The organism is Burkholderia sp. S-53 (assembly GCF_025560745.1).
Taxonomy (GTDB): domain Bacteria; phylum Pseudomonadota; class Gammaproteobacteria; order Burkholderiales; family Burkholderiaceae; genus Burkholderia; species Burkholderia pyrrocinia.
This window is the reverse complement of sequence record NZ_CP090483.1, coordinates 3,198,593-3,224,538: the sequence shown is the minus strand read 5'-3', so window position 1 is coordinate 3,224,538 and position 25,946 is coordinate 3,198,593. Positions and strand designations below refer to the sequence as shown.

Sequence of the window (25,946 nt, the reverse complement as noted above, 5' to 3'; positions counted from 1 at the left end):
CCGCATTCATCGATTACTTTTTTGTCGGTAATTTATAGGATGACTAAGCGAATTGCAGTTGTGACAGGTGGAATGGGCGGTCTTGGCGAAGCGGTCAGCATCAGGTTGAACGACGCGGGCCACCGGGTAGTCGTCACGTATTCGCCGAACAACACCGGCGCCGATCGCTGGCTGACCGAGATGCACGCGGCCGGTCGCGAGTTTCATGCGTATCCGGTGGACGTGGCCGATCACGATTCGTGCCAGCAATGCATCGAGAAGATCGTGCGGGACGTCGGCCCGGTCGACATTCTCGTGAACAACGCGGGCATCACGCGCGACATGACGCTGCGCAAGCTCGACAAGGTGAACTGGGATGCCGTGATCCGCACGAACCTCGATTCCGTGTTCAACATGACGAAGCCTGTCTGCGAAGGCATGGTCGAGCGCGGCTGGGGTCGCATCGTCAACATCTCGTCGGTGAACGGCTCGAAGGGTTCGGTCGGCCAGACCAACTACGCGGCCGCGAAGGCCGGCATGCACGGCTTCACGAAATCGCTCGCGCTGGAAGTCGCGCGCAAGGGCGTGACGGTGAACACGGTGTCGCCGGGTTACCTCGCGACGAAGATGGTCACGGCGATCCCGCAGGACATCCTCGACACGAAGATCCTCCCGCAGATTCCGGCGGGCCGGCTCGGCAAGCCCGAGGAGGTCGCGGCGCTGGTCGCTTATCTGTGCTCGGAGGAGGCCGGCTTCGTGACGGGCTCCAACATCGCGATCAACGGCGGCCAGCACATGCACTGACGCGCGGCGGCCCGGACGGTGTTTGCACGCGTTTCGGGCCGCGCTCCGCTATATCCAGTGCCGGCGCGGCGGCAGGTACGCCGCTTCGGCCTCGCATTCCGGAGAAGGCATGGGCGACATCTGGATGGGACTCGCGATCGGCGGCTCGGCACTGGCCGTCGCGCTGACGATGGCGATCGTGCTCTACTGGCTCGAGCGGCGCCGCGCGCGGTTGCTGCGGAACTTCGATCATCGCGATTGCTGGCTCGTCGCGTACGGCAAGTGCTTCGCGCGCCGGCCGGCGAGGCCGGCACGCCGCATGCGCGGCGCGCGTTGATGCCGGCGACGTCGTGCTAGCGCGGCGTCACGACTGGTGAATGGTCACGCATCGCGCGCATTCAGCTGGTGATGCGCGCGATGCGCTTGATCAATTGCTCTTTTCGCTCTTTCCACCCGACGCGCCCGAGTCGTTCTTGTGGAAGACCCGCTTTGTCGTGCGTTTGGTGGCATCCCAGCCTTCGCGCGACGCGTGTGCGACCCCGTGCCCGACCGCCTTCGCGGCGCTCGCGGTCGCGTGGCCGAAGCTGCGTGCAGCTTCGCCGGTCTTGTGCGCGGCTTCCTTCGAATCGCGCTTGATGTCCTGCTTCACTTCCGACATGTCCGCATGCGCGATCGGGCTGATCAGCGCGAGAACGAGCGCGGTGCCAATGAACTGACGAACTTTCACGACGTGGTTTCCTTGAGTAAGCCTCTTCATCGAGGATTCGAATTGCCGGCTGCCGACGCGTCGAGCATCACCGCGGCGCGGCCGGACAGCAGCACGCGATCGCCGCAGCGCAGCGCGAAGCCGTACAGCACCGAGCGGCCGTCGCCGCTCACGCGTTCCGCATCGACGGTGAGCGGCTCGTCGAACGTGTCGAGCCGGTCGACGAACGCGTCGACATTGCGCACGCTCGCCAGATAGCCGACGCGCGGACGTTCTTCGTGCGCACCGAGCAGCGCGCCGTGCACGGCCATCGCCTGCGCCGCGTATTCGATGCCGCAGACCGATGCGAGCCTGCCGTGCGAGCGCAGCGGGTTGTGCGGATCGCGGTGGCTCGTCGCGGTGCAGCGGATGCGTTCGGCGTCCCATGCATCGACCGTATCGAGTACGCACATCGTGCCGCCGTGCGGAATGTGTGCGGCGATCCACGCGTGGTCGAGCGGTGGCGTCAACGGGGGCGTCGCAGTCATCACGCGCGCTCCGCAAAGGTATCCGGCATTGCGATGTCGACCTGCACGCGTGTATCGGCGAGGTAGTCGAGCACGACGCTCGCCGAGCGCCGCGCGGCGAGCGCATCGAGCAGCGGCAGCACGCGTGCGGCCGGATTGCCGGTGCGCAGTGCGTCGAGTTCGGCGTTCGCGAGCGTCGTGGCGGGCGCGTCGGTGAGCTGCACGTCGATGCGGGCGAGCGCACGCCCGCTTGCTTCCGGCGCGAGCACGAGCGCGACGCCGAATGCGTCGTCGATCGGCCGCATGGTGCGCAGCGGTTCCGGATAGTCGGTGTCGTACGCGATCAGCAGGGTCGGCAAGCGATCGACCGCAACCTGGCACAGGCTCTCGAGCAGGCCCGCGACAAAGCTGCCGTCGTGCGCGCACAGCACGTTCGACGTCGCCATTGCGCGGGTCGCGATGCTCCAGTAACCGGCCGGCGCGTTGTGCACGGAGTTGTGGAAGCGCGTCGGCGACAGCTGCCGATCGTCGCCGGCGAGGGTTTCGCAGATCGCGTGGCAGTTCTGGCCGTCGCCGCCGGACGCGCTGAACACGGTCGCGAGCGTGGCCGCATCGCGTCCGCTCGCGGCGACCGCTTCGTGCCCGACCGCGAGCGCGACGCGCACGACGGGGCCCGTGCGGCGCCGCTCGGCCGACGGCAGGCCGGCCGGCGGCGGCAGCACGGTGCGTGCGCTCGCATAGGCCGCGCGGCCCGCGAGCACGTCGGCCGCGTGCGGCCAGTCGTTCAATCCGGGCCCGACGAGGCCGATGCTTTCGATGAAGGCGGTGAGCGTCATGTCGGGCCTCAACGGCGTACGTGGTCGGCGCGGCCGAGGATCAGGCTGCAGTTCGTGCCGCCGAAGCCGAACGAATTGGAGAGCACGGCGCGCACGCGCGTCGCGCGGCTCGCGAGCACGTAGTCGGCGGCGAGCGCCGGGTCCGGTTGCGTCGTGTTGACGCCGGCCGGCACGAACTGCTCGCGCAGCGCGAGCGCGGCGACCACCGCTTCGAGCGCGCCGGCCGCGCCGAGCGTGTGGCCGGTCGCGCCCTTCGTCGAGCTGCACGGCGTGCTCGCAAACAGTGCGCCGACCGCGCGGCTTTCGGCCGCGTCGTTGCTCGGCGTCGCGGTGCCGTGCAGGTTCACGTAGTCGATGTCGTTCGCACCGAGGCCGGCGGACGAAAGTGCCTGCTCGATCGCGACGCGTGCGCCGAGCCCGTCCGGATGCGGCGACGACATATGGTGCGCATCGCTCGATTCGCCGATGCCGAGCAGCAGGATCGCGTTGCCGTCGAGTGCGGCGGGCGGTTCGGGCACGCGTTCGACGAGCGCGAACGCGGCCGCCTCACCGATCGAGATGCCGTCGCGCGCGACGTCGAACGGCCGGCACGGCCGGCGCGACAGCAGTTCGAGCGAATTGAAGCCGTACAGCGTCGTCAGGCACAGCGAATCGACACCGCCGACGACGGCCGCGTCGATCAACCCGGCTTCGATCATGCGGCGCGCGGAGCCGAACACCTTCGCGCCGGACGAGCACGCGGACGAGATCGCCATCGCCGGCCCGCGCAGCGCGAAATATGCGCGCACGAACGCGGCCGGCGAATACGTGTTGTGCGTGTGCGCATAGTGGAAGTCGGCGGGCAGTGCGCCGCTCGCCGGATCTCGATGCTGGTACGCGCGTTCGGTCTCGAGGATGCCGGCCGTGCTCGTGCCGACGAACACGCCGACGCGCGCCGCGCCGTAGCGCGCCACGGCCGCCGCGACGCTCGCGTCGAAACCGTCCTGCGTGAGGGCGAGCTGTGCGAGGCGGTTGTTGCGGCATTCGAAGTCGGCGAGATCGGCGCGCACCGGTTGCGCATCGACGCCGTCGACCGCGCCGATCCACGTGTCGAGATCCGCGCGCTCGAAGTCGCACGGCGCGAGCCCGCCGCGGGCGTCGCGCAGCGCGCCGAGGGTCGCATCGAGGCCGCGGCCGATGCAGCTGGTGGCGGTGAAGTGCGAGAGCAGGAGAGGTTTCACGAGGGTCGCATCCGGTGGCCGGAACGGGCGCCGCAGCAGGGCTGGCAGGCGCGCCGTTCGAGGTCAGATTTTATCAAACGGGGGCGCAGGAATGCCCGGCTGGCCGGGCGGTTCGGGCGCGAGCGCCGCGCGCAACGTGGTCCAGTGCAGTTGCGCATCGGCGGCCGCGCGCAGCACCGCTTGCAGTACGTCGAGCACGACCGGTTCGCCGCGCGCGTCGCGTGCCGCGTGACCATCGTGCACGAGCAGGATGTCGCGCGGTTCGAGGCCGTGCAGCAGGCGGCGCGTGACGGTCGCCGCGTCGTGCGCGCGCGTGTCGAAGCCGCGCCGCGTCCAGCTCGCAAGCTGCAGGCCGAGTTCGCACAGCACCGGTTCGAGAAACGGATTGCGCAGGCCGGCCGGCGCGCGGAAGAACAGCGGGCGCGTGCCGGCGATCTCGGTCAGCGTCTGCTGCGCGGCCGCGATCTCGCGCCGCAGCGCGGCGGGCCCCGACAGCGAGAACGTATGCCGGTGCCGCTGGCTGTGGTTCTCGACCGCGTGACCGCGTGCGACGATCGTCTCGATCCACCGCGGATGACGGCGCGCCAGATCGCCGATGCAGAAGAACGTCGCGCGCGCGTCGTAACGGTCGAGCAGGTCGAGTACGCGCGGCGTGACATCCGGGTCCGGGCCGTCGTCGATCGTCAGCGCGATCCGGCGGCCGGCGCCGGCCGGCAGGCGCGTCCAGTTCGGACCGAGCAGCGTGCTGCGCGGCCACAGGCCGGCGGCCGTCAGCGCGAGATGCGACGCGACCACGCCGCCGACGGCCCACGGCCACGCGGCCGGTTGCGCAACGACGGCGGCGGCCGCGCCCGCGTGCACCACGGCCGTGCCCGCGATCAGCGGCGTCGGCTTCCAGCGGCGTGCGCCGGATTGGCCGGCCTGGCGCGGCGGAACGGACGACGGTGCGTTCATGCCGTACTCCGTTGACGACGATGGCCGGTAGCCGCGGCGCGCGGCGCGAGAATCGCCGCGAACGCGAGCGCGAGCATCGCGCCGGGGCCGACGGTCAGCCCGAAGGTTTCGAGCAGCGGTACGCGCGACAGCGCCAGCAGCCCGAAGCCGGCAACCGTCGCGAGGTTCGCGACCAGCAGCGACACGAGCGTGTACGGCGTGACGGGCTGCGCATCGTCGCGCTTGCAGAAGAACAGCGCATAGTTCGAGCCGACCGCGACGATCAGCAACATGCCGACGAGGTGCAGGATCGTCAGCTGCACGCCGGCGAGCGCGAAGCCGGCCGTCACGACCAGCACGGCCGCGACGAGCGGCGCGAGCGCGCGCACGGCACGGCGCGGCGAACGCAGTGCGATCAGCAGCAGTACGGCGATCGCCGCGAAACCCGCGAGCGACAGCCGGATGTCCTCGTGCACGTAGCTCACGTAAAGGCGATCGGCTTCGGCCTTCATGTCGACGAACAGCGCATCGGGCACGCCCGCGCGCGCGACGGCCGCGCGTATCGGCGTTGCGTCGAGCCCTTGCGCCGCTTGCGCTGCGCGTGCGGCGTCCGGCGCGCGCAGCGACAGCATCGCATTCCAGCGGCCGTCGCGTTCGGTCAGCAGCGCATCGACCGCGAGCGCCATCGACGTGCCGCGCAAGTCCGCGCGCGTCAGCAGCGGTGCGCGGCGGGCAGCCTCGACATCGGCGACGAACGGCACGAACAGGTCGGGTTTCACCGCGATCGGCTGGTTCGCGACGGCGTCGCGCATCCGCGCGGCGAGCACGTCCGCATCCGGCAGGCTCGCCTGGCGCGTGCGCTGCGCGGCATCGCTCGGCAGGTAGCGCGCGGGGCTTTCGAAACCCGCAAGCATGCGTTGGTCGACCAGCGGCTGCAGTTGTGCGGCAACCTTTTCGGACCCTTCGAGCGCCGCCTGTTCGGTCGGCGCGGAAATCACGACGAGGTAGCGCACGTCGGGCGCACCGACATCGGCGCGCAGCCGTGCGTCGAGCGCCTGCGCGTGCGCCGGCACGGGGCTGAGCGCGGCGAGCTCGCGGCTCCACAGGCCGTCGCGATGCAGCAGGAGCGTTGCGCACGCGGCGACCACGAGCATGGCGAGCGGCCAGCGCAGCCGCGGCGCGGCGTCGGCCGCGCGCGCGAGCACGGCGCCGACGCGCGACACGTCGCGGATCGCGACATGCTCGCCGCGCAGGTGCGGCAGCACGAAGCGCGTGACGAGCGCGGCGGCCGTCAGCCCGACGATCGAATACAGCCCGAGCTGCACGAGGCCCGGGAATCCCGAGAACAGCATCGACGCGAAACCGCATACGGACGTCAGCACGCCGAGCCGGATCGTCGGCCAGTACGCGGCGAGCCATGCGCGCGTTGCGTCGGCCGGGCGCGCGGTGCCGCGCGCGCCGGCCTGCGCCGATTGCACGAACAGGTAGATCGAATAGTCGACGGCTTCGCCGATCAGCGTCGTGCCGAAGCCGAGCGTCAGCCCGTGGACCGTGCCGAACGCGACGCTGACCGCCGCGATCCCGGCCGCGACGCCCGTCAGCACCGGCAGCAACCCGAGCGCGAGCGTGCGCGGCGAGCGGTACAGCGTCAGCAACAGCGCGACGATCAGCACGACGCTCGCGGTCGACAGCCGCTCGACGTCGCGGCGGATCGTGTCGCGCATGTCGACCGAGAACACGCCGGGGCCCGTCATCGCGAGCGTGGTCGCGGCCGCGTTCGGCACGGCCTGCGTCGCGGCGGCGAATGCGCGGCGCACCGTGTCGATCGCGCGTGCCTGAGCGTCGGTATCGGAGCCGGCCGCGGCCGTTTGCACGACGAGCACCGCGCGCGTGCCGTCGCGCGACGCCCACACGCCGTCGCGGCTCGCCGGTTGCGCAGCGCTGTCGAGCTGGTCGACGAGCGCGGCGACTTCGCCGGTCGGATCGCGCGGCAGCATCGCCTTGGCCATGAGGCCGGCCGACGAGCTCAGCAGGTCGAGGCTGTCGCCGAGCGCCTGGTGCAGGCCGTCGGCGCTGAAGCGCTGCGGCGTGACGGCCGGGCTCAGCAGGTAGCGATGATCGAAGATGAACTGCCGGTCGCGCGCGTCGTTCGCCGCTTCGCCGTTGTGAACCGCCGCGAACTGCGGATCGGCGCGCAGCGCGCCGGCGACGCGCCGCGACAGCGCGGCGCGCGTGGTGGCGTCGCCGCCGTCGATCGCGACGAGGATCAGCCGCGACACGATGCCGTCGCGCAACTGGTCGACGAGCACGCGCTGCCCGGCGCTGGGCGAGCTTGGCAGGAACGCGGACAGGTCGGCCGTGAAGTGCGCGCGCCCGATCGCGACGCCGCACGCGACGAGCGCGAGCAGCCACACGAGCACCGCGCGCTGCCGCAACGCGTGCAGGCGGTGGCTGACGGGCGAGGGCCGGATGCGTTCGTCCATCAGTTCGGGGTCGCCGGAACGGGTTGCAGGCGCATCACCGAATGATCGCCGTCGGCCTGCCGGATCGCGACGCTGCGCAACACGTCGCGCGTGCCGTCGAGCGTGATCGTGCTGACGACTTTCAGCATCCGCGAGTCGAGCGGCGTAAGCGTCAGCGTCCAGTCGTCGCCGCGCCCGGCCAGCGCGACCTTGTACACCTGCTCGAGCGCGAAGCGGTTGCCGGCGAGCGTCGCGCGAATGCTGTCGATGAACGCACCGAGCTCCGGATAGCGCGCGAGCGCGAGCGTGTACTTGCGGTTGTTGCGCTCGACGGTGAGCATGTCGCCGTCGACGACGAGGTGTTCGGGCTTCGGGCTCAGCGTGTGCTTTTCCAGATGATCGGGCGCGACGAACACGAGTTCGCCGGACGACTCGACCGGCTGCGTGGCGATCGACAGGTACTTCGTCTCGGTGAACGTCGCGCGCCCCGACTTGTGCTGCGCGAGCGTCGACATCAGCCGGTCGAGATTCCAGGCCGAGGCCGTGTCGGCCGCCTGCGCGGGCGCTGCCAGCGCGATCGCGGCGGCGGTGGCGGCGAGCAGGCGGGCGACGCGGTGAAACGCGAACGGGAGCGGGGGCAGGAAGCGGCGAACGGCGGTCATGCGTCGGAATCCCTCGTGGCGGGCAAGTCGGCAGCGGCGGGCGCAACGGCGCGGCGCGCGGTGGCGGCAGCGTCGCCGACTTGCCAGAAATCGAAATAGTTGAACCAGTTGTACGGCGCCGCGCGGCAGTACTTGTCGAGCAGCGCGACGTAGCGTGCGAGTGCCGCGTCGACGGCCGCCGCGCGCGCGTCGCGCCGCACGTCGGAGAAATCGGCGAGCGTCTCGAAGTGCACATCGTAGCGATTGCCGTCGCGATAGAGGCCCGTCATGAAGATCACCGGGCGTCGCAGCATCGCGGCCATGTACAGCGGGCCGAGCGGGAACGCGGCCGGCGCGCCGAGCAGCGGCAGCCGGCGTAGCGACGAGGCTGCATCGTCGAGCAGCGTGCGATCGGCGAGCATGCCGACCATGCAGTTCGCGTCGAGGCGCTCGCGCACCTTCAGCATCGAGTCGACCTGCCCGAGCGGGATGACTTCCGGCGTCGCGGCCGGATTTACCGCGGCGAGCGTCGCGTTGATCTTGCGCGCGTTCTTCTCGTACATCGTGACGACGACGCGCAGGTCCGGGTGCGTGCGGCCGATCGCGCGCACGACCTCGAAGCTGCCGAGGTGCGCGCCCATCAGGAACGCGCCGCGTCCGCCCGCGAGCGCAGCATCGACCAGCGTTTCGCCGTGCAGCCGGATGTCGAACAGGTCGAAGCGTCCGTTCATCAGGTAGACGCGGTCGTGGATCGTCGCCGCGAACGTGAACACGTGCCGGTACACGTCGCGCCAGCGCGCGGGGCGGCCGAGCACGCGGTGCAGGTAGTCGCGCGACGCCGCGCAGGCGACCGGCGAGAACAGCACGAAATATGTCGCGATCAGGTGCAGCACGATGCGCGCGCGCTGCCGGCCGAAACGCAGCGAGATCCACGTCATCGCGCGCAGCAATCCCGCGTTGCTGCGCTCCTGGCGTTCGGCCCACGCGGTGCGCTTCATGGTTGTGCACCGTCCAGCGCGGCCGGCGGCGCGGACAGCACGCCGGTCGCGACGTCGCGCGACCCGGCGCGCAGCGTGAAGCGGATCGCGCCGCTCGCTGCGGCGTCGAACGCGAGATCGAGCGGTTCGCCGGGCGCGACCGGGCTGAGGAATTTCGCGGAACCGAGCCGCCACGCATGCAGCGGGCGGTTCAGCGCTGCGCCGATCGCGTGGATCGCATGATCGAGCAGCACGACGCCCGGCACGACCGGATGGCCGGGGAAATGGCCGGGCAGCGCCGGATGGTCGGCGGGAATCGTGAACGCGAGCGCGGGCGTGCCGGTCGCGGCGCGTGCGGCCGTCGGCGCGGTCGCGGCTCGCGCGTGTCGCGCAACGAGTGCGGCCAGCACGTCGCGCGGCAGCTTGCCCGTTTCGTTGCGCGGCAGCGCATCGACGAACACGAGCGGGCGCGGCATGAACGCGGGATCGATCCGCTCGCGTAGCGCGCGCTGCAGATCGGCGGCCGCGAGCGTCGGCGCGACGACGAGCGCGACGATGCGCGTGACCGGTTCGAGGCCCGCGTCGCCGTGCGCCGGCGCGGTTTCGTCGGGCATGAAGAATACGCCGTCGACCACCTCCGGAATCGCGTTGAGCTGATGGTTCAGGTACGCGAGCGACGTGCGCTTGCCGGCGATGTTGACGAGGTCGGCCTTGCGGCCGTGCAGCAGGAAGCGGCCGTCGCCGAGCAGTTCGAGCGCATCGCCCATCGGCACGGGCGCCTCGACGTGCCCGCCCGATACCCACACGGTCGGCCCGCCGTCGTTGCCCGCGCCGTCGCTTGCCGGCGCGTCGCGCGCGTCGAGCCGGATGCCCGGGAACAGCGCCCATGCCGCGCCTTGCGACGTGCGACGGGTTGCGATCTGGCCGGTCTCGGTGCTGCCGTAGATCTCGACGAGCGGCGCGTCGAGTGCGGCCTCGGCTTCGCACGCGAGCTTTTCCGACAGCGGCGCGGTGGCCGACAGCACGAGCGCCGCACGCGGCAGCGCATGGCCGGCGGACAGCAGCGCGCGCAGGTGGATCGGCGACGTGACGAGCACGCGTGGCTGCGGGATCGCGTCGAGTTCGTCGCGAATGTCGACCGGGTAGAACGGCTGGCGGTTGCTGAACGCGAGGCCGCCGATCAGCGCGAGCAGCACCGTCGACTCGAAGCCGTACATGTGCTGCGCGGGCACCGTGCCGATCAGCGTGGCCGCACGGCCGTCGAGCAGCCCGAGGCGGTCGGCCGCCGCGCGCACGCAGCCGACCAGGAAGCCCCAGGTCTTGCGGTGCGGCACCGGCGCGCCGGTCGAGCCGGACGTGAACACATACGCCATGATCCGCGTCGCATCGATCCGGGGCACCGCGAACGGCGCATCGTTCGCGAGGTCGCCGGGCGCAGCATCGGGGTACGCGAAGCGCGGCAGATCGATCGCACAGTCGGGCGCGTCGTGCAGGCAGAACGCGTCGGGAGCGAACGACGCGAGCTGGCGGACCATTTCCGGCGTGTGCGTCGACGGCAGCAGGCTGACCTTGCCGGCGACGAGCGCCGCGCACAGGCTGACCGCGAAGCGGTAGCGGTCGCGGCACACGTTGAACACGTGGCCGCCGTCGGGCAGCGCCGCTGCGACGCGCGCGACGTCGGCGACGAACGCGCGCACGGTGACGGGCGCACCGTCGCGCCAGGCGATCGTCTGGTCCGGCGAGGAATGGAATACCAGCGGGTAAGTCGGCATAAATCGGTAAAAACGGGAGCGAAGGCCGGCGCGGTCGCGCGCCGGCCGTGGATTCATCGTGACGCCTGCGACGCGTGGGTCGTCGTGCGATACGCGCGCACCGCGTCGACCATTCGCGACCGCGGCTCGTGCGGCAGCGCGAAGCGCCGGCACGCATGCTCGGCGGCAAACATCACGGCGACGAGCGGCAGCGACAGGTAGTTCGCGAACGTCGACCACGTGACGATCGGCGCGGTCGCGAACAGCAGCGTCGACACGGCGGCGATCGCGACGAAGAACAGTGTCCACGCGAGCGTGATCTGCCGCGTATAGCGGGCGACGGCCGGCGTGACGTTGCCGCGGATCTTCGCCGCGAAGCGCGTGCACAGCGGCACCTCGCCGGCGGCGAGCGTGCGGCCGAACAGCAGCGCCATCGCGACGTTGAAGCTCGCGTGTTCCAGATACAGGCCCCATTCGAAGTGCTGCGCGAGCGGCGCGCGCGCGGCCCACAGCGCGGCGGCGGCCAGCAGCCACGCCGGCACCAGCCATGCGCGATGCGGCGAGCGCAGCGCCACGCCGAGCGCGAGCAGCAGCGGCGGCACGAGCGCCATCGCGAGGCCGAAGCCGTGCGCGCCGGGCGTCGCGGCCGCGTAGTGCGCGCCGGCCTGGTAGGCCGCCACGGCGCCGACCGCGGCGACGCCGCGCACGACAGGCAGCAGCCGGCTCATCGGCGGCCTCCGGGCGTACGGCGTGCGCATCCGCGTCCGGCTGCAGCTGCGGTGCAGCGGCTGACGGGCGGGGGGACCGGAACGGAGCGGAAGGACGGACGCGGCATGACTGGAGACATCGGGCGGATCGTGGCCGGACGCAATGGTCGGACCGGCAAACATCATATGAATGGCGGCCGGGACGCGGGTCCGGGCCGGTGGTCGGGCACGCTCATTTTAGGGCCGCGGCACGGCGTGTTCGGGGCGGGGGCGTGCGGGTTTTGTAACCGATTGTATGGCACCGGACGAACGGTTTCGCGGGGTCGGTCCATTTCCATCCAAAGCGGCTCAAGCGTCTCGTGCATTCGCGTTCCGAAACGGGCCGCGGCGCCGGCGCGCCAGTCTGTAACCATTCCCCGTATACGGCCCGATACCCATCGTCTAGAATCCGCGTAACTTTTACAAACGATCCCCAAATAACGCAGGCGGGGACGCCGGTAGACGCCGGAGGGACGGAGATTTGCACGCGCCGGGCGTGCACGACGGTTGCCGTTTCCGGGCGCCTCCCGCTGCCATTGGCCGCCTGCTCGCACGCATGATGAACGCACTGGAACAAGAGCTCGCCACGCTGATCATCGGCGAACTGAATCTCGAAGACGTCCCGCTCGAAACAGTGACGGACGAGACCCCGCTGTATGGCGAAGGTTTCGGGCTCGACTCCATCGACATCCTGGAAATCGCGCTGCTGATCTCGAAGAAATACGGCTTCGAACTGCGCTCGGACAATCCGGATAACCAGAAGATCTTTGCGACGCTCGGTGCGCTGGCCGCGTACGTCGCCGCGCATCGCACGAAATGACGGCGTCGCGCACGGGCGCGGCGCGCAGGTGAAGACGGCACGCGGCGGCGATCGGCAGACGATGCGCGGCCGCGTCGATCAAGGTGGAACGCGATGAACGGAGCAATTCGATGCGGGCGCTCGTGACGGGCGGCAGCGGCGCACTCGGGCAGGCAATCTGCACGGCGCTCGCGCAGGCCGGCCATGAAGTGTGGGTCCATGCGAACCGCCATCTCGCGCAGGCGGAGGCCGTCGCGCAGCAGATCGTCGCGGCCGGCGGCACCGCGCGCGCGATCGCGTTCGACGTGACCGACGCCGACGCGACGCTCGCCGTGCTGGCGCCGCTCGCCGACGAGTCGCCGGTGCAGATCCTGGTCAACAACGCGGGCATTCACGACGACGCGCCGATGGCCGGCATGTCGCGCCATCAGTGGCACAGCGTGATCGACGTGACGCTCAACGGTTTTTTCAACGTCACGCAGCCGCTGCTGCTGCCGATGATCCGCACGCGGCGCGGGCGGATCGTCAACATCGCATCGGTGGCCGCCGTGACCGGCAACCGCGGGCAGGTCAATTACGCGGCCGCGAAGGCGGGGCTGATCGGCGCGACCAAGTCGCTGTCGCTGGAGCTCGCGTCGCGCGGCATCACCGTGAACGCGGTCGCGCCCGGCATCATCGAATCGCCGATGGCCGAACAGGCGTTTCCCGCCGAACGGATCAAGCAGCTCGTGCCCGCGCAGCGCGCGGGCCGGCCCGACGAAGTCGCGGCGATGGTCGCGTATCTGGTGTCCGACGCCGCGGCCTACGTGACGGGGCAGGTGATGTCCGTCAACGGCGGGCTCGCATGACGAAACGCGCGGCGTCGGCCTGACGTCGCGCAACGCGATGCTGGCCGCGATGTCGCGCGGCCTGCGCCGCACAGTGAGGAAATCGAAGTGTCCGTGCATCCAGTCGACGCCGAACGGCGCCCGTGTTCCCTTTCGTCAGCCACCGCGCCGGTTGCGCGCGGGCAGTCGGCGGCCGGATCGGACGCATTGCGATCGGGCGCGCGGCTCGCGCACGGCGGCGACCGCGCACTGCAGCTCGTCCAGATGAGTCATGCGCGGCTTGCCGCGTCGCTGCGCGATGCGCGCATGCGCGGCGAAGGATTCGACCGCGCGTTTCCGGGCGCGTTGGGCGCGGTGTGTATCGGCGCGGCCGGGTTGCAGCACGCATCGTACGCAGAATCGCAGACTGAAACGCACGCCGATGCGGCAGCGCGGATGCTGGCCGATGCCGCCTCCGATCTGCCGGTCGCACCGGTGCAGATGGCGCTGCTCGGCGCCGGCGTCGCACCGGACGACGCCGTCTGCGAAATCTGGCAATGCAATGCGCGCGACCTGCGCAGCGAACGGCGCGGCGCGCTGCACTATCGCTACAGCGAAGCGGCAGGGCTCGTGTTCGGCAGCGTCGTCGTGCCGGAAACACCCGGCGCGCTGCGCGACCGCGGCACGCCGCTCGAACGCGCGACGCACGACGCATACCGCGCGCTGTTCGACGTGCTCGATACGCTCGGCATGCCGCATCCGCTGCGCATCTGGAACACCGTGCCGGCCATCAATGCCGTGCAGTTCGGGATCGAACGCTATCGTCAGTTCAATATCGGCCGTCAGCACGCCTTCGACGCATGCCGCCGCGCACTGACGGGCGGCGTGCCGGCCGCGTGCGCGCTCGGGTCGGTCGTGCCGGTCGCGGGCGACGCATCGCCGGCCGCGCCGCTCGCGATCCATTTTCTTGCGAGCCGCACGCCGGCCGATCCGGTCGAGAACCCGCGCCAGGTGAGCGCGTATCACTATCCGGCGCAGTACGGCCCGCGTGCGCCGACGTTCGCGCGCGCAGCCGCCTGGGCGGATCGCGACGCCGCGCCGGTGCTGTTCGTATCGGGCACCGCGAGCATCGTCGGGCACCGTACCGTGCATCCCGGCGACGTCGTCGCGCAAACGCGCGAGACGGTCGCGAACCTCGCGGCCGTGCTCGAGCAGGCCGCACGGCAGGGGCACGGCCCGTTCTCGCTCGCCGACCTGACCTATCGCGTCTACGTGCGCGATGCCGGCGATGCCGCCGCGCTTGCCGCGATCGATCGTGTGCTGCGCGATGCGGCCGGCCCCGGCGTGCGGCCGCTGTTCGTCCATGCGGACGTCTGCCGCGACGACCTGCTGGTCGAGATCGAAGCCAGCGCGGGTCATGTGATGGAGTGGCTGTCATGAAGCGGGAGAACCTTACGATCCGGCAACCGGCGGGCGTCGACGAAGCCTGCCGCCATTCGTCGGCAAGTCATAAACTTTTGTCAGGATCCCCGTCTTCGCATCCGGCCGTTCCCATGTCCAAGCTGCACGCTTCATCCACCCATCTCGTGCTGATCCCGAGCTACAACCCGGGCGCCAAGGTCGACACGACCGTGCGCAATGCCCGCGCGCAGTGGAATCCGGTGTGGGTCGTCGTCGACGGCAGCACCGACGGCAGCGCCGAGCGGCTCCAGGCGATGGCCGAGCACGATCCCGGGTTGCGCGTGATCGTGCTGCCGGAGAACCGCGGCAAGGGCGCCGCGGTGCTCGCGGGGCTCGACGCGGCTGCCGCGAGCGGCTTCACGCACGTGCTGACGATGGATTCCGACGGCCAGCATCCGGCCGACCTGATTCCCGCTTTCATGGCCGCGTCGCAGGCCGCGCCCGATGCGATGGTGCTCGGTGTGCCGAAGTTCGACGCGAGCGCGCCACAGTTGCGCGTGCAGGGGCGCCGGCTGTCGAACGCATGGGCCGACCTCGAGACGTTGTGGGCCGGGATCGGCGATTCGCTGTACGGCTTTCGCGTGTATCCGGTCGCGCCGCTCGCCGCGATCATGCGGCGCCAGCCGTGGATGCGCGGCTTCGACTTCGATCCGGAAGCGGCCGTGCGGCTGTGCTGGGCCGGCGTGCGTCCGATCCGCATCGACGCGCCGGTGCGCTACTTCGGCCGGCATGAGGGCGGCGTGTCGCATTTCCACTACGGCCGCGACAACGCGCTGCTCGCGTGGATGCACCTGCGGCTTTTCATCGGTTTCGTGGTGCGACTGCCGATGCTGGTCGCGCGGCGGCTGACGCGACGCCGCGACCAGGCGGCCTGAGCGGCGCGCCCGTTTTCCATCCCGATCGTCGCCCGCTCACGGGCGATTGATTCGTTTTTGCTCGTCAATTCCGCCGAAAATCGCCGCTTCGTACCAATCCTATGGGTAATGAAGGTGTCATAGGATGTAAACATCTGGTAATTTCCTGCCGGATTATGCAAAATCGCCGCTCCCAAATACAACTATCGAGGGATCCGGGATGCAACTCAAGAAAGCGGTGGCAGCGTGTGGCGTGGCGTTCCTGTTGAGCGCATGCGGCGGGGTACAGAGCCTCGACGCGAACAGCCTGACGTCGGCGGGGACGAACCTGTACAAGGCAGCGACGCTGTCGGATGCAGACATCGCCGCGCTGTCGAACGACTCGTGCAAGTCCAGCGACGCCGAATCGAAGATCGCGCCGGCGAACAGCGCGTATTCGAAGCGCCTGACGAAGGTGATGAAGGGCTTCGGCGACATGACGCTGAACGGCCAGAAGATCAACTACAAGGTCTACATGACCAAGGACGTCAACGCGTGGGCGATGGGCAACGGCTGCGTGCGCGTGTACAGCGGCCTGATGGACATGATGAACGACGACGAGCTGCGCGGCGTGATCGGCCATGAAATGGGCCACGTCGCACTGGGTCACTCGAAGAAGGCGATGCAGACGGCGTACGCGGTGAGCGCGGCGCGCAGCGCGGCCGGCGCGGCATCGCCGGGCGTGGCGGCGCTGACGAGCTCGCAGCTCGGCGACATCACCGAGAAGTTCATCAACGCGCAGTTCTCGCAGACGCAGGAGAGCGCGGCGGACGACTACTCGTTCGACCTGATGAAGCAGAAGGGCATGACCCAGAAGGGCCTCGTCACCGCGTTCCAGAAGCTCGCGAAGCTCGATGGCGGCCAGAGCTCGATGATGAGCTCGCACCCGTCGTCGGCGAGCCGTGCGCAGCACATCGAGGACCGCATCGCGAAGGGCAGCTGATCGCGCAGGCGATCGCCGGCCAGCGCCGGCGATCGGCAGGCGAACAGAAAAACCCCACGCTCTTCCGGGCGTGGGGTTTTGTTTTTTGGGGACGGCGTGCCGCTTACGGCACCATTCCCGGCAACACGTAAGCCTGTACGAGCGTGATCAACCCGACGATCACCGCGAACAGCAGGCTGTGCCGCACCGTGAAGCGGAACAGGTCCGACTCCTTGCCGACCAGGCCGGTCGCCGCGCACGCGACCGCGATCGACTGCGGCGAGATCATCTTCGCGGTCACGCCGCCCGTCGTGTTCGCGGCCACCGCGAGCGTTTCGGGCAAGCCGAGCTGATGCGCCGTGGCCTGCTGCAACGAGCAGAAGAGGGCGTTCGACGACGTGTCCGAGCCGGTCAGGAACACGCCGAGCCAGCCGAGGAACGGCGAGAAGAACGGGAACGCGGCGCCGGTCGCGGCCAGCATCAGCGCGAGCGTCGACGACATCCCCGAGTAGTTCGCGACGAACGCGAATGCAAGCACGAGGCCGATCGACAGGATCGGGCGCGTCAGCTCCTTCAGCGTCTCGCCGAACGTGACGAGCGTGTCGCGCGGCTTCATCCGCAACAGCGCCATCGAGATCAGCGCGGTCACGAGGATCGCGCTGCCCACCGCCGACACGAGATCGATCTTCAGCACGGCGTCGAGCGCCTTCGGCGTCGCGGCGATCGGCGCGGTCTTCACGACGAGCTGGTCGAGCCCCGCCACGTGAAACTTCAGCACGGTCGACGCGAGCGCGCCGTGCGCGGCGAACAGCGCCTTGAACGGCGCGATGCTCCACACGGTGACGACGGCCGTCAGGATCAGGAACGGCGACCACGCGCGCACGGTCTGCGCGAGCGTGTACGGTGACGCCTGCCGGCTCGTGCCGGTGCCGCCCGCGTTGAACCTGCCCGCACCGAACCCGGCCAGCGCCGCGCCGCCGCCGGACGCGACGAGGCCGCCGGCCGGCTGCTTCGCGGTGCGCGGCTGCCACACCTTCAGGAACGCCGCGAGCGCGACGAGGCTGACGAGCGATGACGTGATGTCCGGCAGTTCGGGCCCGATGTGGTTCGACGTGAAGTACTGCGTGACTGCGAAGCTGCCGCCCGCGACGAGCGCGGCCGGCCAGGTCTGCCGCACGCCGCGCAGCCCGTCCATCATGAACACGAGCCAGAACGGCACCGCGAGCGACAGCAGCGGCAACTGGCGGCCGGCCATCGCGCCGATATGGAACGGGTCGATGCCCGTCACCTGCCCGGCGACGATGATCGGGATGCCCATCGCGCCGAACGCGACCGGTGCCGTGTTCGCGATCAGGCACAGCCCGGCCGCGTGCAGCGGCCTGAAACCGAGGCCGACGAGCAGCGCGGCCGTGATCGCGACGGGCGCGCCGAAGCCGGCCGCCCCTTCGAGGAACGCGCCGAACGAGAAGCCGATCAGCAGCATCTGCAGGCGCTGGTCGTCGGTGATCGACAGCACGGACGCGCGGATGATGTCGAACTGGCCGGTCTTCACGACGATCCTGTACAGGAACACGGCCGCGACGATGATCCATGCGATCGGCCACAGGCCGTATGCGAAGCCGAAGCCGGCCGCCGCGAGCGCCTGCGGCACGGGCATCCCGTACGCGAGGATCGCGACGCCGAGCGACAGCAGCAGCGTGATCGCGGCCGCGACGTGGCCCTTCATCCGCAGCGCGGCCAGCGCGACGAAAAAGAAGATGATCGGGATCGCGGCGACGAACGCCGATAGCCCGAGGCTGCCGAGCGGGGTGTAGATCTGATGCCAAACCTGCATGGGTGTCTCCTCCATCTGTGTCTGTATCTCTATGGGTACGGTCAGGAAAGCGGTGTGCTATTCGGGCTGGCCGCGTGCGCGCAGCAGGTCGGACAGGCTGCGCGGCGCCGGTTCGAGCGGCGTGCGGTGCTGGGTCCAGCCCAGCTGTTTCGCGGGTGTCAGCGCACGCAGGCGCGTTGCGGTCCAGCGGAACGCGCGGTACGCGCGCGGATGCGCGAACGCGCCCGACCAGAAGCGCCACACGAGGTCTTCCGCGCGGTTGTAGTTCGCGCCCTGGCCGCGCAGCGGATGCGCGACGGGTTCGTCGGGCTTGCGGTTCGCCTCGGTGCGCAGCCGCACGAGCAGTTGCGGGATCGGGATCCGGACCGGGCACACCTCGCCGCATGCGCCGCACAGCGTCGACGCGGTCGGCAGGTCGGCCGTCGCGTCGAGGCCGAGCAGGTGCGGCGAGATGATCTTGCCGATCGGCCCCGGGTAGGTTGTCCCGTACGCGTGGCCGCCGATGCGCGTATAGACGGGGCAGTGGTTCATGCACGCGCCGCAGCGGATGCACTGCAGCGTCGCGCGCAGTTGTTCGTCCGCGTACGCCTGCGTGCGCCCGTTGTCGAGCAGCACGAGATGCAGTTCGCGCGGGCCGTCGCGCTCGCCATCGCGGCGCGGGCTCGAGATCAGGTTGAAGTAGGTCGTGATCGCCTGTCCGGTGGCCGAGCGCGTGAGCAGGCTCGACAGCGGCACGATGTGCTCGAGCTTCTCGACGACCTTCTCGATCCCCATGATCGCGACGTGCGTGTCGGGCACCGTCGTCGACAGGCGGCCGTTGCCTTCGTTCTCGACGAGCCACAGCGTGCCCGTGTCGGCCGCCGCGAAGTTCACGCCGGACAGGCCGATGTCCGCGTCGGCGAACGCGCGGCGCAGCGCGCGCCGGCCGGTCTGGATCAGTTCGTCGACGTCCTCCGTGTAGCGCGTGCCGGGGATGTGTTCCGCGAACAGTTCGGCGATGTCGGCGCGCGTCTTGTGGATCGCCGGCATCACGATGTGCGACGGTTTTTCGCCCGCGAGCTGCACGATGAATTCGCCCATGTCGGACTCGATGCAGTCGACGCCGTGATCCGCGAGGTAATGGTTCAGCTCGATTTCCTCGCTCGCCATCGACTTGCCCTTGATTACGCGACGCGCCTTGTTCGCCTGCGCGATGCCGAGCACGATCGCGTTCGCGTCGACGGCCGTCTCGGCCCAGTGCACGTGCACGCCGGCTTCGGTGAGCTTGGCCTCCAGCCGTTCGAGCAGCGCGGGCAGTTGCGCGAGCGCGTGCTGTCGCACGGCTTCGCCGAGATCGCGCAACTGCTGCAGCTCGGCGTCGTCGGGGAATTGTGTCGCGCGCTTGCCCTGCAGGAAATCCATCGCGCCGCGAAAGCTCTGGCGCAGTGCGGGATCGTCGAGCGCGGCGCGCGCGCGGGCCTTGAAGTCGCCGGGGGCGACGAATTGCAGCGTGTGGTCGCTCATCGCGGCAGGTCCTCGCAAGCGGTTGCGGCCGTATCCGCGGGCGAATCGGTGACGATCACGACCCACAGGCGGCGCGGGCCATGTGCGCCATAGGCGAGCGTCTGCTGGATGTCGGACGTCTTCGACGGCCCCGACACCAGCACGAGATTGGTCGGCATGCCGGCGTGCCAGCGCTCCGCGTGCACGGCTGCGTGCAGGTCCGCATGCAGCGTGCTCGCATGGACGAGCGCGACATGCAGCGGCGGCACCAGCGACACCGTGCGCGGTGTGCCGGCATCGGGCGCGAGCACGACGGTGCCGGTTGCCGCGATGCCCGAGCGTGCGACGGTGAAGCCCGCGTCGATCGTGTCGAACAGTTCGGTCTTCCACGCATCGATCGGCCGGTCGAACGGCACGGGCGCGACCGCGTCGGGCAGCGCGCGGGCGAGCGCCGCGGATTCGGCGCGGGCCGGGTCGAGCAGCAGGCGGCGCACGCCGGCGTCGGCAAGACGCGCCGCAAGCTGGGCGGGCCATTCGTTGTCGGTCGCGCACCAGACGTCCGCGTGCGATGCGGCGAGCGCGGACTGCATCGCCTGTAAGAGCGGGTGCCGATCGCGCGCGGCCGATGCGCGGCGCGTGTCGTAATGCGTGTCGATGCGTGCATCGAGCGCGGGGGCGGCCGTCGCGGCGACGCCCGGGGCGGCGGCGCGCAGGCGCGCGAGAATCGCGGCGCGCGCGCTCATCGCTTGTCTCCGCGCAGCGATGCGGCGCCGGCCGTGCGCCGCCACAGGAAGCTCGCGAGATGTTCGACCGGCAGCGGCGCACCGGCCTTGGTCGCAGCGTGGCCGATGTTCAGCAGGCAGCCGCAGTCCGCGGACACGAGCCGGTCGCAGCCGGTCGCGCAGGCCGACGCGACCTTGTCGCGCACCATCGCGCCGGAGATGTCGGGATGCTTCAGCGAGAACGTGCCGCCGAAGCCGCAGCATTCGGATTCGCGTTCGTGTTCGATCCGCGTCACGCCCGGCAGCGCATCGACGAGCGCGACGCCGTGCACGCGCGTGCCCATCTCGCGGCGCGCCGCACACGACGTGTGAAGCACGACGCGCTCGTCGGGCCCGGCGTTTGCCGCGGCTGCGTCGAGTTGCACGTCGAGCACATGGACGAGGAATTCGGCGAGTTCGTAGGTCCGGTCCGCGATCGCGCGCGCCTTCGGGCCGTGGACGGGGTCGTCGGCGAACAGCGCCGGCCAGTGGTGCCGGATCATGCCCGCACACGAGCCGGACGGCACGATCACGGGCCACGGTTCGGCGAACAGGTCGAGCTGCGCGGCCGCGACGCGGCGCGCTTCGTCGGGATTGCCGCTGCTGTAGGCCGGCTGCCCGCAGCAGCTCTGGCCGCGCGGATAGTGGACGGTCAGGCCTTCGCGTTCCAGCAGGCGGACCGCGTCGAGCCCCGCTTCGGGGACGAACAGGTCGACCAGGCAGGTCGCGAACAGATAGACGTGCGCGGGGGCGGCTGGGTACTGCCTTTCGTTCATGTCTCGCTCCAGTGGCGACGGCCCGGCATGCGGATGCGGGACGACGATTTCGCTGCATAATTCCCGCGACGGCGCCGCAGCTCAAATTGGTTGGGCCAATCGGCACGGCGGGCAATCCGGAGGGAGACGCGACGATGGCAGCGATGACGGCACGGGGCCGGACCGAAGTGGTGATGCGCAAGATCGAGACGGCGCTGCTCGACGGCACCTGGCCGGCCGGTGCGCGCCTGCCGGCCGAGCGTCTGCTCGCGCAGCAGTACGGCGTCGCGCGCAATACGGTGCGCGAGGCGACCCAGCGGCTCGTCGCGCGCGGGCTGCTGCAGAGCCGGCGCGGCGCGGGTGTCTACGTGACGGACCAGTTGCGCGCGGGCATCGCGTCGCCGTGGGGCCAGCTGGTGGCCGATCATCCGGCGCTGCGCGACGACATCCTCGAATTCCGCCGCGTGCTCGAAGGCGCGACCGCGTATTTCGCCGCGCTGCGGGCCGACGCGAACGACCGGCACCGGATCCGCACGCTGCTGCGCGAACTCGAAACCGCGCATGCGAACGACGACGCGACCGTCGAAGCCGCGACCGACGCGAAGCTGCACGAGGCGATCGCGCTCGCATCGCACAACACGATGTTCCTGCACTTGCACGCGAGCGTGATCGGAATGCTGCGCGAGCACATCACGATCAACGCCGCGGGCATGACGACGCACGACGAGCAGGCGTCCGAGCTGCTGTTGCGGCAGCACCGCGTCGTGTGCGACGCGATTTGCGCGCACCGGCCCGAAGAGGCGCGCACAGCGATGCAGACGCATATCGACTACGTGCGCAGCCATTTCGAGCGCAGCGGCGACGGGGCATGAGATTGGTCGGACCGCTTCGGTGCGCGGGCCGCCCGGCGGGCGGATCCGGGGCGGTCGGACCTCGGCGCGCGGCGGGCGGCCGAATCCCGGCTGTCTGCGCCGACCGATGCTGCGGCGTGGCAGCGCACGCGCCCGCCGCGCGATTGACCGGTTCATCGGGCGCCCACTAGAATCGGCCGGAACCGCCCGCCAGCCGCGCGCCGCGGCGAATGCGGACCGTTGCTCCGCCAGTCGAGGAAGTTTTCGTGCACAGGTCTTTCATCCGGCGCGCGCCGGCCGCGCCGTCGTGGCGTGCCGCATGCGGCACGGCCCGTGCGCTGGCCGTCTGCGTGCTGTTGTCGCTTGTCGCCGCGTGCGCGACGCATCCGCCCGCCACCACGCTCGATCGCCCGGTTTCCCATGCATTGCCGCCCGATACCGCGACGCCGCTGCGCGACGCGCTGGCCGCGTCCGAGGCCGCGCATCCGGGCGAGTCGGGTTTCCGGCTGCTGGCCGACGGCGCCGAGGCGCTGCAGATGCGCATCGCGCTCGCGCGTGCCGCGACGAAGACGCTCGACATGCAGTACTACATCGCGACCGAGGACACGACCGGCAAGCTGCTGCTCGCCGCGGCGCTGTATGCGGCCGATCGCGGCGTGCGCGTGCGGATGCTGGTCGACGACCTGAACTTCCGCGACATCGATCGCATCATGGCGGCGCTGAACACGCACCCGAACATCGAGATACGCGTGTTCAACCCGTTCGGCGCGTCGCGGCAGCGCATGGTCGAGCGCACGACCGACTTCTTCACGCGTATCGACAGCTTCACGCGCCGGATGCACAACAAGGCGATGATCGCGGACAACCGGATCGCGATCGTCGGCGGCCGCAATCTCGGCGACGAATACTTCAGCGCGAGCCCGACGCTGCAGTTCCGCGATCTCGACGTGCTCGCCGCGGGCCCCGTGACGAACGACATCTCGGCGAGCTTCGACACCTACTGGGCGAGCGCCAGCAGCTATCCGCTGCGCGTGCTGAATCACCAGTCGTTCGATCCGAAGGATCTCGACGCGATGCGCGACGAGCTGCGCGGCCACTGGCGCCAGAACGCCGATCCGTACAACGCGAAACCGCTGAACGCGACGCCGCTCGCGCAGCAGATCGCGCGCGACGAGCTCGCGCTCGTGTGGGCGCCGGCCGAATTCAAGGCCGACGTGCCGGACAAGGTCGCGCAGCCGACCGACGCGTACGTGAGCCCGCCGATGCAGCGCCTCGTCGAACTGACGCGCGGCGCGCAGCAGGAATTCCTCGGGTTCTCGCCGTACTTCGTGCCGCACGATGCGGGCGTGAAGATCCTTGGCGACGCGGCCGCGCGCGGCGTGCGCGTCGCGATCCTGACCAATTCGCTCGCCGCGACCGACGCGGTTGCCGTGCAGGCCGGCTACGGGCCGTACCGCGTGCCGCTGCTGCAGCACGGCGTCGAGTTGTACGAGTTCAAGGCGCAGCCCGGCCGGCAGCGCCCTCGCGTGTTCGGGTCGCGCTCGCGCGCGAGCCTGCACGCGAAGGCGTACGTGATCGACCGGAAGATCCTGGTGATCGGCTCGATGAACCTCGATCCGCGTTCCGCGCACCTGAATACCGAACTCGCGCTCGTGATCCACAGCCCGGCGCTCGCGCAGCAGGTCGCGACGGTCTTCGCGCGCGTGACGCAGCCGGACGACAGCTATCGCGTGAGCCTCGCGACGCAGTCGGGCGGCGGCGCGCCCGAACTCGAGTGGACGGGCACGGACAACGGCCGGCCGACCACCTATCACGTCGATCCGCACGCGGGGTTGCTGCGCAACCTGATGACCGGCATCTTCATGCTGCTGCCGGTCGACGACCAGCTTTAAGGGCCTGTTCCTGTTAATAGCGGGCTTGCGCTGGCCCCCAGAAGGGCCGAGCGCAAGGAATGCGACGAAGCGAATACTCGACGTAGTCGCGAGGAGCATGACGCAGCGATCGGCCCTTCTGGGGGCCAGCCCCACGAATGAATTTTCCAGGAACAGGGGGAACGTGCGTTATTAGCGGGAACAGTCCCTAAGGGACGGAAGCGCTCCGGCTAAACCCGCGTTACCGGTGCCCCGGGAAAGGTGATATGGTTGTGCGCGCAACTATCGTGGCAGCGTGACGGTGCCGCCGGACGGCCCGCGCCACGCGCACCGCCCACACCCGCAACCGGAGTTCCCCATGCAACGTGTACCGAACCAGCCGTTCACACGTCCCGCCCGCTTCTCCGAAGCCGAATGGCAGGCGCGCGTGCAGCTCGCGGCGGCCTACCGCATCTTCGATCATCTGGGCTGGACCGAGCTGATCTACAACCATATCTCGCTGCGCGTGCCGGGCGAGGACGGGCATTTCCTGATCAATCCGTTCGGGCTCCATTACCGCGAGGTATGCGCGTCGAACCTCGTGAAGATCGACATCGACGGCAATGTGATCGGCCATTCCGACTGGCCGATCAATCCGGCCGGCTTCACGTTCCACAGCGCGATTCATGCGGCGCTGCCCGATGCACACTGCGTGATGCACGTGCACACGACGCCCACGATGGCCGTGTGCTGTTCGCGCGACGGGCTGTCGTTCTCGAATTTCTATTCCGCGCAGCTGTACGGAAAGATCGCGTATCACGACTTCGAGGGCATCACCGTGCATCTGGAAGAGGGGCGGCGCATCGTCGAGAGTGCCGGCGGGCGGCCCGTGCTGCTGCTGCGCAACCACGGGCCGGTGACGATCGGCGCGACGCTCGCGCAGACGTTCTCGCTGATGTGGCTGCTCAACCGCGCATGCGAGGTGCAGGTTGCCACGCACGCGATCGGCGACGTGCTGCCGATCGCGCCGCCCGTGCTCGAAGGGTGCGTGCGCGATTCGCTGAATTTCGATCCGAAGCATGGCGCGGGGCAAGACGCGTTCGACGCGTTGCAGCGCATTGTCGATCGCATCGATCCTGGCTATCGCGCGTGACGCGAAGTGCTGTTGTGCCGTGAGCGGCAGCACAATCGCTTCGTCATGCTTGAGACGGCGCGAACCGGATCCGGCCGCGCACGCAAAAAAAACGCGGCCGGGTGGCCGCGTGAATACTCGCAGACTCCTTCGGACGAAGGAAACAAGCAACTGTGAGACGAAGTGTAGCGAAAGGCCGCGCGCGGATTCAGCCGTCAGGCTGCAAAGGTCCGTTCCAGCCTGAGGCAGACTGACGCGGCGTACGCCGCGCGAGATGGCCGGCCATGCGCGGCGCGCAGACGGGCGGTGCGGCGATTCGCTGCATGGCCGTTCGGCGGGCTGCCGGATCGGCGGCGATCGACTACCATCACGTGTAGCGTCCCCGTTTGGGCGGCGTACAACGTCGTACGAGGAGAGTCCATGCGTAAGCTGCGTTTGCTGCAGGTCGCGTTACTCGCGGGTGTGCTGGCCGCCGGCAGCGCCGCCGCCGAAACGGTGCGCCTGTCCGCCAATCTGCAGCCGTCGAGCGAAGTGCCGCCGACGGCGACCAAGGGCTCGGGCGCCGTCGACGCCACCTACGACACGGCCACGCACATGCTGCAGTGGACGGTCACCTACGAACACCTCACGGGGCCGGCCACCGCCGCGCATTTCCACGGGCCCGCGCCGGTCGGCCAGAACGCCAGCGTGCAGGTGCCGATTCCGAAGGACGAGCTGGCGAGCCCGATCAAGGGTTCGAAGGAACTCACCGACGCGCAGGTCACCGACCTGATGGGCGGCAAGTGGTACTTCAACGTCCACACGAAGGAGCACCCGTCCGGCGAGATCCGCGGCCAGGTGATGCCGGCGAGCTGAGCGCC

The 25,946-nt window shown here is 69.9% G+C and carries 25 protein-coding genes; 11 read left to right on the top strand and 14 right to left on the bottom strand.

The window, feature by feature from the left end:
• Positions 1-39 precede the first annotated feature (39 nt).
• On the top strand, positions 40-783 hold the full coding sequence (gene phbB, locus LXM88_RS19980; protein WP_262536479.1) for an acetoacetyl-CoA reductase: 744 nt from the start codon (positions 40-42) through the stop codon (positions 781-783).
• A 109-nt stretch (positions 784-892) separates the two neighbouring features.
• Positions 893-1,099, top strand: coding sequence for a hypothetical protein (locus LXM88_RS19975; RefSeq protein WP_262536477.1), 207 nt, complete (start codon positions 893-895; stop codon positions 1,097-1,099).
• Positions 1,100-1,189: 90 nt separating this feature from the next.
• Here LXM88_RS19975 and LXM88_RS19970 read toward each other — a convergent pair whose 3' ends face one another.
• From LXM88_RS19970 to LXM88_RS19925, 10 genes are all read right to left on the bottom strand, one after another.
• Complete coding sequence (locus LXM88_RS19970; RefSeq protein WP_262536475.1) at positions 1,190-1,519, bottom strand: hypothetical protein; 330 nt, start codon at positions 1,517-1,519, stop codon at positions 1,190-1,192.
• A complete protein-coding gene (locus tag LXM88_RS19965) occupies positions 1,516-1,995 on the bottom strand; it encodes a hotdog family protein (protein ID WP_262536473.1) in 480 nt (159 codons plus the stop codon). The genes LXM88_RS19970 and LXM88_RS19965 overlap by 4 nt, the downstream gene beginning before the upstream one ends.
• On the bottom strand, positions 1,995-2,810 hold the full coding sequence (locus LXM88_RS19960; RefSeq protein WP_262536471.1) for a beta-ketoacyl synthase chain length factor: 816 nt from the start codon (positions 2,808-2,810) through the stop codon (positions 1,995-1,997). Before LXM88_RS19960 ends, LXM88_RS19965 begins: the two co-directional genes overlap by 1 nt.
• A gap of 8 nt (positions 2,811-2,818) precedes the next feature.
• Positions 2,819-4,030, bottom strand: coding sequence for a beta-ketoacyl-[acyl-carrier-protein] synthase family protein (locus LXM88_RS19955; protein WP_262536469.1), 1,212 nt, complete (start codon positions 4,028-4,030; stop codon positions 2,819-2,821).
• A 63-nt stretch (positions 4,031-4,093) separates the two neighbouring features.
• The gene (locus LXM88_RS19950) at positions 4,094-4,984 is read right to left on the bottom strand and encodes a polysaccharide deacetylase family protein (protein ID WP_262536466.1); all 891 of its coding nucleotides are present in this window, start codon (positions 4,982-4,984) and stop codon (positions 4,094-4,096) included.
• Positions 4,981-7,446 (bottom strand): MMPL family transporter, encoded by a 2,466-nt coding sequence (locus tag LXM88_RS19945; protein ID WP_262536464.1) that lies wholly within the window; start codon positions 7,444-7,446, stop codon positions 4,981-4,983. Before LXM88_RS19945 ends, LXM88_RS19950 begins: the two co-directional genes overlap by 4 nt.
• A complete protein-coding gene (locus tag LXM88_RS19940) occupies positions 7,446-8,087 on the bottom strand; it encodes an outer membrane lipoprotein carrier protein LolA (RefSeq protein WP_262536463.1) in 642 nt (213 codons plus the stop codon). Before LXM88_RS19940 ends, LXM88_RS19945 begins: the two co-directional genes overlap by 1 nt.
• Positions 8,084-9,064 (bottom strand): LpxL/LpxP family acyltransferase, encoded by a 981-nt coding sequence (locus tag LXM88_RS19935; protein WP_262536461.1) that lies wholly within the window; start codon positions 9,062-9,064, stop codon positions 8,084-8,086. Before LXM88_RS19935 ends, LXM88_RS19940 begins: the two co-directional genes overlap by 4 nt.
• A complete protein-coding gene (locus LXM88_RS19930) occupies positions 9,061-10,815 on the bottom strand; it encodes an acyl-CoA synthetase family protein (protein ID WP_262536459.1) in 1,755 nt (584 codons plus the stop codon). The genes LXM88_RS19935 and LXM88_RS19930 overlap by 4 nt, the downstream gene beginning before the upstream one ends.
• 53 nt (positions 10,816-10,868) lie before the next feature.
• Positions 10,869-11,522, bottom strand: coding sequence for a hypothetical protein (locus LXM88_RS19925; protein WP_262536457.1), 654 nt, complete (start codon positions 11,520-11,522; stop codon positions 10,869-10,871).
• A gap of 577 nt (positions 11,523-12,099) precedes the next feature.
• Here LXM88_RS19925 and LXM88_RS19920 point away from each other — a divergent pair.
• The 5 genes from LXM88_RS19920 (at position 12,100) to LXM88_RS19900 (ending at position 16,442) form a co-directional block, all read left to right on the top strand.
• Positions 12,100-12,360 carry a phosphopantetheine-binding protein gene (locus tag LXM88_RS19920; protein ID WP_047901067.1) on the top strand — a complete coding sequence of 87 codons (261 nt, stop codon included), beginning with the start codon at positions 12,100-12,102 and terminating at the stop codon, positions 12,358-12,360.
• A gap of 110 nt (positions 12,361-12,470) precedes the next feature.
• Positions 12,471-13,187, top strand: coding sequence for a 3-oxoacyl-ACP reductase FabG (fabG, locus tag LXM88_RS19915; RefSeq protein ID WP_262536454.1), 717 nt, complete (start codon positions 12,471-12,473; stop codon positions 13,185-13,187).
• 87 nt (positions 13,188-13,274) lie between these two features.
• Complete coding sequence (locus tag LXM88_RS19910) at positions 13,275-14,585, top strand: chorismate transformation enzyme, FkbO/Hyg5 family (protein ID WP_262536453.1); 1,311 nt, start codon at positions 13,275-13,277, stop codon at positions 14,583-14,585.
• 113 nt (positions 14,586-14,698) lie between these two features.
• Positions 14,699-15,481, top strand: a complete 783-nt coding sequence (locus LXM88_RS19905; RefSeq protein WP_262536452.1) for a glycosyltransferase family 2 protein — start codon at positions 14,699-14,701, stop codon at positions 15,479-15,481.
• Positions 15,482-15,680: 199 nt separating this feature from the next.
• A complete protein-coding gene (locus tag LXM88_RS19900) occupies positions 15,681-16,442 on the top strand; it encodes a M48 family metalloprotease (RefSeq protein ID WP_262536451.1) in 762 nt (253 codons plus the stop codon).
• Between the two features lie 103 nt (positions 16,443-16,545).
• Here the strand turns inward: LXM88_RS19900 and LXM88_RS19895 are convergent, their stop codons facing one another.
• Genes LXM88_RS19895 through LXM88_RS19880 form a run of 4 tightly spaced genes read right to left on the bottom strand, consistent with a single transcriptional unit; the run spans position 16,546 to position 21,274 of the window.
• Positions 16,546-18,255, bottom strand: a complete 1,710-nt coding sequence (locus tag LXM88_RS19895) for a lactate permease LctP family transporter (RefSeq protein ID WP_262536448.1) — start codon at positions 18,253-18,255, stop codon at positions 16,546-16,548.
• A 57-nt stretch (positions 18,256-18,312) separates the two neighbouring features.
• Entirely contained in the window at positions 18,313-19,758 is a 1,446-nt protein-coding gene (locus LXM88_RS19890; protein ID WP_262536447.1) for a LutB/LldF family L-lactate oxidation iron-sulfur protein, read from the bottom strand.
• Complete coding sequence (locus LXM88_RS19885; protein WP_262536445.1) at positions 19,755-20,480, bottom strand: LutC/YkgG family protein; 726 nt, start codon at positions 20,478-20,480, stop codon at positions 19,755-19,757. The genes LXM88_RS19890 and LXM88_RS19885 overlap by 4 nt, the downstream gene beginning before the upstream one ends.
• Positions 20,477-21,274, bottom strand: a complete 798-nt coding sequence (locus LXM88_RS19880; RefSeq protein WP_262536444.1) for a (Fe-S)-binding protein — start codon at positions 21,272-21,274, stop codon at positions 20,477-20,479. The genes LXM88_RS19885 and LXM88_RS19880 overlap by 4 nt, the downstream gene beginning before the upstream one ends.
• 134 nt (positions 21,275-21,408) lie before the next feature.
• On the opposite strand from LXM88_RS19880, the gene LXM88_RS19875 reads away from it, so the two are divergent.
• The 4 genes from LXM88_RS19875 to LXM88_RS19860 all read left to right on the top strand — a co-directional run bounded on the left by LXM88_RS19875 (position 21,409) and on the right by LXM88_RS19860 (position 25,941).
• Positions 21,409-22,125, top strand: a complete 717-nt coding sequence (locus LXM88_RS19875) for a FadR/GntR family transcriptional regulator (RefSeq protein ID WP_262536443.1) — start codon at positions 21,409-21,411, stop codon at positions 22,123-22,125.
• 209 nt (positions 22,126-22,334) lie between these two features.
• The gene (locus LXM88_RS19870; RefSeq protein WP_412524116.1) at positions 22,335-23,996 is read left to right on the top strand and encodes a phospholipase D family protein; all 1,662 of its coding nucleotides are present in this window, start codon (positions 22,335-22,337) and stop codon (positions 23,994-23,996) included.
• A 337-nt stretch (positions 23,997-24,333) separates the two neighbouring features.
• Positions 24,334-25,107, top strand: coding sequence for a class II aldolase/adducin family protein (locus LXM88_RS19865; RefSeq protein ID WP_262536439.1), 774 nt, complete (start codon positions 24,334-24,336; stop codon positions 25,105-25,107).
• Between the two features lie 399 nt (positions 25,108-25,506).
• Positions 25,507-25,941: a CHRD domain-containing protein gene (locus tag LXM88_RS19860; protein ID WP_262536437.1), complete on the top strand. Its 435-nt coding sequence runs from the start codon at positions 25,507-25,509 to the stop codon at positions 25,939-25,941.
• Positions 25,942-25,946 lie beyond the last annotated feature (5 nt).